Here is a 7,066-nt window from a genome sequence, read left to right as displayed (position 1 = left end):
TCCTTTTCGCTTGAAACATAAGTCAGTATTGACTTACCATAGAAGCCTCAACTCAAGGCTCCTATGTCCGATCTTCTCTCCGTTGCTCAAACACCAGCCCCGGGCGAGCGCATTGCGCTGTTCTCGCTCGATGCGACCGATCTCGGCGGCCAGATCTACTACTTCTGCCAGGCGGCAGAAGACGCGAAGGGGGTGACGTTCGGCGGGCTCTATTACACGCCCGTGGACGTCGAGTTCACCGACTTCGAGACGAACGCGCAAGGCTCGCTGCCCACGCCGCACATGAAGGTCGCCAACTCCAACGGCGTCTTCCAGAGCATCGTCAACACCTACGGCGACATGCTGGGTTGCACCGTCAAGCGCGTGCGCACCTTCCGCCGTTTTCTCGACGGTCAGGAGGAGGCTGATCCGACGGCCTATTATGGCCCCGACATCTTCCGCGTCGAACGCAAGATCTCCGAGAACCCGGTCTATATCGAGTGGGAGCTGTCAGCTTCCATCGACCAGGAAGGCAAGGAGCTGCCCGGGCGCCAGGTCATCCGCGATACCTGCCTGTGGCGCTATCGCAGCTACAACACCAAGACCCAGTCCTTCGACTACAGCCATGCTCAGTGCCCCTACGCGCAGAGCGTCTACTACGACGCTCTCGACCAGGTCACGACTGACAAGACCAAGGATGCGTGCAGCCGCAAGATCTCCGGCTGCAAGCGCCGCTTCGGCGAGGACGCAGCGCTTCCGTTCGGAGGCTTCCCCGGTGTCGCGCGGGTACGCACGTCATGAGCGAGTTTCTCAGTCCCTCCGTCATCGAGGCGGCGCAGGCGCACGCGCGTGCCGAATATCCGAAGGAGTCGTGCGGTCTGGTCGTGGGCGGGGTCTACCAGCCCTGCTTCAACTACGCGACGGCGCCCGAGCAGGATTTCGAGATTGCAAGCCGGGTCTACAAGGATGCGCTCGACACCGGCGCTCTGCAGGCCGTGCTGCATTCGCATCCCGGCGGCCCCTTCTACCCCTCTGAACGGGACATGCAGTCCCAGATCGATATGGATCTGCCCTGGGGCATCATCGTCACAGACGGCGAACGCACAAGCCCGCCGATCGTCTGGGGCGACAGCCTGCCGATCGCGCCGGTGATCGGCCGCGAGTTCACGCATGGCATCCACGATTGCTACTCGCTCGTCCGCGACACCTTCCGTCTGGGCAAGGAGAGGCTCTCTGAGCAGGGTATCGAGGATTGGCCCTTCGATCCCATTGAGCTGCCTGAAGTCGCCCGCAGCGATGGTTGGTGGAGCGGCGATCAGGATCTCTACGCCGATCATTTCGCGAAGTTCGGCTTCACGCCGGTGCCGCTCTCCGAGGTTCGCCCGGGCGACTGCTTCCTGATGGGTATTCGCTCCGAGAAGCTGAACCACGCCGGCATCCTCCTCTCTAACGATCTCCTTCTTCATCATCTGCCGACCCGGCTGTCTCGCCGCGAACCCGTCGGCATCTGGGCTCGGCACGCCGAAATCTGGGTTCGCTACGAGGGTCAGAATGCGTGAGGTCGTCCTCTACGGCCGCCTGAAGAAGAAGTTCGGCGGTCCTTTCAAACTTGAGGTCGCGACCGCCGGCGAGGCGATCCGCGCGCTCAACGTCTGTCTCAAGGGCTTTGCGCAGGAACTGGAGAAGGGCGCCTACGAAGTCGTGCGCGGCGCTCGCAAGAGCGGAATGCACCTCGAGCTCGGGGACGTGAACGAGTTCCGCCTGGGTAAGGCCGATCTGCACATTGTGCCCGTCCTCAAGGGGTCCAAGAGCGGCGGCGTCATGAAGGCGATCCTCGGCGTGGCCCTTGTGGGCGCGGCGATCTTCTTTGCGCCTGCTGCCGGCGGCCTCTCCGCGGCGATCGGCTCCACCGGCCTGACCTACGGCAACATGGCGATGGTTGGTGTCGCTCTGTCGCTCGCCGGCGTCTCGTCGATGTTGACCTCCAAGAACAAGTCCAAGAAGAGCGACAGCGACACCAGCTTCACGGTGAATGGCCCGGGCAACTCCTACGAACAGGGCAATTCGGTCCCGCTGATCTACGGCGAGGTGATCACCGGCAGCCAGTTGATCTCTGGCGGCCTCGACATCGAGAACATCGGCGCCTGGACAGAAGCCGGCAACAGCTCAGGCAGCACCAGCGGCAACTCCGCCTGGAACGCTTCCTCTTCGGGTTCCTCTTCGGGCTCCTCTGGCACTGGGGTCAGCACGGGAGGCAATGGCGGCTCATCCGGCTCTTCTGGCGCCGGTGGTGATGCCGGTGGCACGGCCGGATCAGGCAATACAGCATGGGGGCCGGGCTCGTGAGTCTCGCTAGTCTTTTTCAGCCGCCTTTCACCCCGGTTCCGTCGCCCATTCTCGGTTCAAAGGGCAGCAGCAAGGGCGCAAGCAGCGGTTCGACGTCGGAAGCCTCCAACACGCTGCGCTCCAAGACGACCGCCAGCATGGTCGAGCTTCTGGGCGAAGGCGAAATCGTGGGTCTCGTGAACGGCGCCAAGTCGATCTTCTTCGATCAGACGCCAGTCGAGAACGAGGATGGCGACCTCAACTTCAAGGGTGTGACCTGGGAACAGCGTACCGGGCTGCCTGACCAGGAGTACGTCAATGGCACGACGCAGGTGGAGACGCCTGTGGACGTGGGCACGCGGGTCTATGAGGCCCAGGGCCCGATCCTGCGCACCATCAACGAGCAGAACGCCGACTCCGTCCGCGTCATTACCCAGATCCCGGCGCTGGTGAAGACTGACGACGACGGCAACATCACCACGACGAGTCTCGAGTATTACATCGACGTCCGCCCCATAAATGGCGATTGGTCCGAAGCCGCACACGTCCTCATCTACCATCAGAAATGCACGTCGCCCTTCTATCAGGCGCATGTGATCAACCTGCCTCGCGGCGGTTGTCCCTGGGACATCCGCGTGCGCCGTATCACGCCCGACGCGGATAAGGACACGCTCCAGAACGAGCTCTATTTCGACAGCTATGTCGTCCTGACAAAGGGTCGGTTCACCTACCCGAACACGGCCTTCGTCTACATCGATGTCGATTCCGAGCAGTTCGGCAGCAACCTTCCTGCGCGCTCCTTCCATGTGAAGGGGCTGAAGATCGCGGTGCCGTCGAACTACGATCCGGATACGCGAGCCTATACCGGCGTCTGGGATGGCACCTTCCGCAAGCGGTACACGAACAACCCCGCCTGGATCTTCTACGATCTCATCACCAACGATCGCTATGGCCTTGGCGAGTTCATCGACGCCGCCAAGATCGACAAGTGGGGTCTTTACCAGATCGCGCAGTATTGCGACGAGCAGGTGCCGTCGGGCTACAACAGCTCCAGCGGCGAGGCGATGTACGAGCCCCGCTTCGTCTACAATGGTGTGATCAACACGCGGGACGAGGCGTACACCGTCCTGCAGAATATCGTCTCCGCGTTCCGCGGCATGGCCTACTGGTCGCTCGGTCAGGTCTTCGCCGTTGCGGACATGCCTTCTGATCCGGTGCAGCTCGTCTCGCCGGCGAACGTCATCAACGGCCAGTTCGAGTATAGCGGCACCGCCATGAAGGCGCGGCACTCGGTTGCCGTTGTCGCCTGGAACGATCCTGAGGACTTCTACAGGCAGACACTCGAGCCCGTCATCAACGACGCGATGCTCCAGCGCTTCGGTTGGCGTGAGACGCAGGTCACTGCCTACGGCTGCACGTCCCGCGGACAGGCTCACCGCTTTGGTAAGTGGATCCTCGATGTCGAGCAGCACGAGACCGAGACGGTCGAATATACGGCCTCCTGGGATCATGCGCGACTGAAGCCCGGCAACATCATTGCGGTCGCCGATCCGCGCAAGGCGCAGGTTCGTGCCGGCGGCCGCATCGTGGGTACGGAGGGAACGGCTCGCAAGACCATTGTCCTGGATAGCGACAGCTTTACCCCGGCCTCCGGTCAGACCTACCAGCTCATGCTCACCCTGCCGAGCGGCGACGTCGAGGCGCGCAACATCACGGGCTTCGACGGCAACAAGGTGACCGTGAACCCGGCTTTCGCTGAGCTCCCGCGGCCGAATGCAATGTACGTGATCAGCGGCACCGATGTGCATCCGCGCGAATACCGTGTGCTGTCGGTCGCCGAAGACGAAAAGCACACGTTCAAGATCACCGCGCTCTTCCACGATCCGACGAAGTACGCGCGTGTGGAGTACGGCCTTAATCTGCCGGACGTCACCTACACACGGCCGAAGACGACGATCAAGCCGCCGACGAACCTGACCATCGTCGAGAACCAGTATTACAACAACGGCACGCCGCGCTCGCGCATCACGCTGTCCTGGACCCCGACGCCGGATTTCGCCTCGGTCAGCTACAATGTTCGCGCCACCACGCCTGGCGGAGCTGTCGATTACGGTTCGACGAAGGATACGTCGATCGACATCGATGACGTGGTCGATGGCGACTACGTCTTCTACGTCTCCGCGACCAGCGTTGCCGGCATCGTTTCCAAGGAGGCGTCGCTCAGCTACACCGCACACGGCTGGGCGGGAACCGACAACCCTTGGGTGACGAACCTGGCGATCAAGAACTCTGCCGGAGCAGGTGTCTTCTCCGGCCGCGACGTGACGTTCACCTGGACCAATAACTTCCCGAAGAACACGGGCGCCAACAACCCCTTCTTCAAGAACAACGTCGTGACGGTGAAGGACACGCTGACAGGCGATATCCTGCGCACCGAGACCATCACGACGGACAACTACACCTACAGCCTGGATTCCAATCTCAAGGACAACGAGGTCTATGCGCGGGGCGCCAGCCGCAAGCTGACGTTCTCCGTCACGATCTGGGACGTGATGGATCGCAGCTCCGAGACGGAGAGCATCGACGCTTACAACCCGCCGCCGAGCGCGATGGTGCCGACGGTCCAGGCTCGTAACGGGGCGGCGTTCATTAGCTGGAGCGCTCCGGCCTCGGAAACGGACTTCGCCGGCACGATGGTCTGGTGGTCGCTTCAGAAGGATATCGACCCGCTCAACACGGCGCCCTATTACGACGGCAGCAACACCGCGATCACGATCCCGACTTCCGACAACGTGCCCTACTGGGTGCGGATCGCCGGCTATGACGTCTTCAGCAAGAACGTCGCCGAGCTGACGGTCTCGGCTCCGCTGCAGGTCATTGTCTTGAACCTTTCGTCGGACGCTTCGCCTCCGACCGCGCCCACGAACCTCAAGGTCGTGGATACAGGTTACGGACTGCTGGACCTTACCTGGACGAACCCTCCCGATCCGGATCTGGAGAACGTCGAGCTCTGGTACAACACGACCAACGACATCGGCACTGCCATGTACTCCGGCGCCTTCTTCGGCGAGGAAGGTATCGTCAGCGGGCTCAAGTCCAAGACCAAATACTACGTCTGGGCCCGTGCAATCGACGTGACGGGCAACTACAGCGACTTCACCGCATCGGTGAATGGCACCACCGATAAGCTCGTTGCTGACGATTATGCCGATGGCTCAATCAAGGGCGTGAAGATCACCGACGAGTCGATCACTGCGCCGAAGCTGGCCGCCGTCTCCGTGACCGGTGACAAGATTAAGTCCGGCGCGATCACTTCCGACAAGATCGCTGCAGGCGCAGTCGTCGCAAACAGTATTTCGGCAAATGCAGTCACGTCCGACAAGATCAAGGCCGACACGATTACGGCAAACCATATCGTCTCCAATACTCTTCAGACCAAGAACATGCAGTACAACTCTGTCACCAGCGTTGCCGGCGTCAACGGCACCGGGCAGCAGACACTGCAGCATACCTTTGATGATAGCGGCCAGGGTGACGCTCTGCTTCAGGTAACGGCCGAGGTCTCCACCTTCAAGAACGGCACGAGCGGTGACAATTCCGCGCAGCTAACTGTGACCGTGAATGGCAACTGGTTCGCCAGTGGCTCCGTCGGCGGAAAAGCAGGAACCGGCTCGATCGAGGGCACGATTACTTACAGCGGCTACATTGTTCTGAATCGAAATATGTACAACCCACACCAGACCGTCACCGTTGTGGCAACTCTTTCTACGAGTGTTAACGACAACGTTCAGAATACAATCTCAATTGTTTTGATGGAGATGAAACGTTGAGCGAAGTAGAGGATTTCTCAGAAGATCAGTCGTCCTCGGAAGCCGTTTCGGATGATTACGCTAGCGCGCCTAGCAGCGAGCCTAATCCATTCGATATCGTTCCCTTCGTCATCTATTCTCTGACGACCGGGATCATTCGTTCCGCTGGTCGCATTCAGCGCGTTCATCTCCCGACACCGCCGGAGGGGTTTGGTCTGGTGAATTTACTGGTCACGCCCTTCGATGCCAGCATCATCGATCTGGCTTCATTGCAAGCCATTCCCTTTCCTCAGCCGACTTTGTCGAAAGCGACAGTCGCGGCTGACGGCGTGGATTATGCCCTTCTTCAGGGAGTTCTCCAGGGCGCTTCTATCGCCATCAACGATGCGGAATATCTGTCCGACGGCACTGATGTTGAGCTTGTGGCTGAAGAACCTTGCACATATGCGATCACGGTCGCCTATCCCGAGCTCAATAAGGTTTTCAGGTTCGAGGTGACTGCGGAATGAAGCTCGCCATGACGTTCGATCTGGCGGCCTATAAGGCCGAGAAGGTCACTGAGGTGAACACTCAGATCGGCAAGATTCGTTCGGTTTATCTGACCGTGATTCCGGGCCAGGAACTGACGTATCTCACCAAGTTGCAGGAAGCGACGACCGCGCTCGCCGATCCAAACGTCGAAGCTCACGCCGACAGCTACCCGCTAATTAGGGCAGAGGCTGAAGCCAAGAGACAGACGATCGCCGCTACGGCTCAGGTGACCAAGAATACGGCCGATCAGTGGACTCTGGTAAACTCCAAGCTGGAGAATCTGCGCTACACGCTCAAGGTCGCCATCGATGCTGCCAAGAAGAGAGCAGAGGTCGACGAGGCGGTACAGGTGGACTGGGCGGCAATTTCCGCCGGGCTCGGCGCGTGAACTATATTGCCGTGTGGTTCCACGGGCTCTATAA

At 60.4% G+C, this 7,066-nt stretch carries 7 protein-coding genes; 6 read left to right on the top strand and 1 reads right to left on the bottom strand.

Annotated elements, in window-relative coordinates:
• Positions 1-63: 63 nt before the first annotated feature.
• The 3 genes from BMY25_RS16775 to BMY25_RS16765 are packed head-to-tail and all read left to right on the top strand — an operon-like array spanning position 64 to position 2,325.
• Positions 64-780 carry a phage minor tail protein L gene (locus BMY25_RS16775; protein WP_092498681.1) on the top strand — a complete coding sequence of 239 codons (717 nt, stop codon included), beginning with the start codon at positions 64-66 and terminating at the stop codon, positions 778-780.
• Positions 777-1,538, top strand: a complete 762-nt coding sequence (locus BMY25_RS16770) for a C40 family peptidase (protein ID WP_092498679.1) — start codon at positions 777-779, stop codon at positions 1,536-1,538. Before BMY25_RS16775 ends, BMY25_RS16770 begins: the two co-directional genes overlap by 4 nt.
• On the top strand, positions 1,531-2,325 hold the full coding sequence (locus BMY25_RS16765; RefSeq protein WP_092498677.1) for a tail assembly protein: 795 nt from the start codon (positions 1,531-1,533) through the stop codon (positions 2,323-2,325). The genes BMY25_RS16770 and BMY25_RS16765 overlap by 8 nt, the downstream gene beginning before the upstream one ends.
• 16 nt (positions 2,326-2,341) lie before the next feature.
• On the opposite strand, the gene BMY25_RS21330 is transcribed toward BMY25_RS16765, so the two are convergent.
• The gene (locus BMY25_RS21330) at positions 2,342-2,464 is read right to left on the bottom strand and encodes a hypothetical protein (protein ID WP_255365513.1); all 123 of its coding nucleotides are present in this window, start codon (positions 2,462-2,464) and stop codon (positions 2,342-2,344) included.
• Between BMY25_RS21330 and gpJ the strand changes: the two genes are divergently transcribed.
• From gpJ to BMY25_RS16750, 3 genes are read left to right on the top strand one after another with little or no spacing between them, the layout of a single operon-like run.
• The gene (gpJ, locus tag BMY25_RS16760) at positions 2,463-6,134 is read left to right on the top strand and encodes a TipJ family phage tail tip protein (RefSeq protein WP_177176911.1); all 3,672 of its coding nucleotides are present in this window, start codon (positions 2,463-2,465) and stop codon (positions 6,132-6,134) included. The genes BMY25_RS21330 and gpJ overlap by 2 nt on opposite strands.
• Positions 6,131-6,622, top strand: a complete 492-nt coding sequence (locus BMY25_RS16755; protein WP_092498673.1) for a hypothetical protein — start codon at positions 6,131-6,133, stop codon at positions 6,620-6,622. The genes gpJ and BMY25_RS16755 overlap by 4 nt, the downstream gene beginning before the upstream one ends.
• Complete coding sequence (locus tag BMY25_RS16750; protein ID WP_092498671.1) at positions 6,619-7,032, top strand: hypothetical protein; 414 nt, start codon at positions 6,619-6,621, stop codon at positions 7,030-7,032. The genes BMY25_RS16755 and BMY25_RS16750 overlap by 4 nt, the downstream gene beginning before the upstream one ends.
• The last annotated feature ends 34 nt before the right edge of the window (positions 7,033-7,066 follow it).

The sequence above is a fragment of the Faunimonas pinastri genome (assembly GCF_900110915.1).
Lineage (GTDB): Bacteria > Pseudomonadota > Alphaproteobacteria > Rhizobiales > Afifellaceae > Faunimonas > Faunimonas pinastri.
The sequence above is the reverse complement of the archived record's forward strand: the minus strand, read 5'-3'. Positions and strand labels throughout refer to the sequence as shown.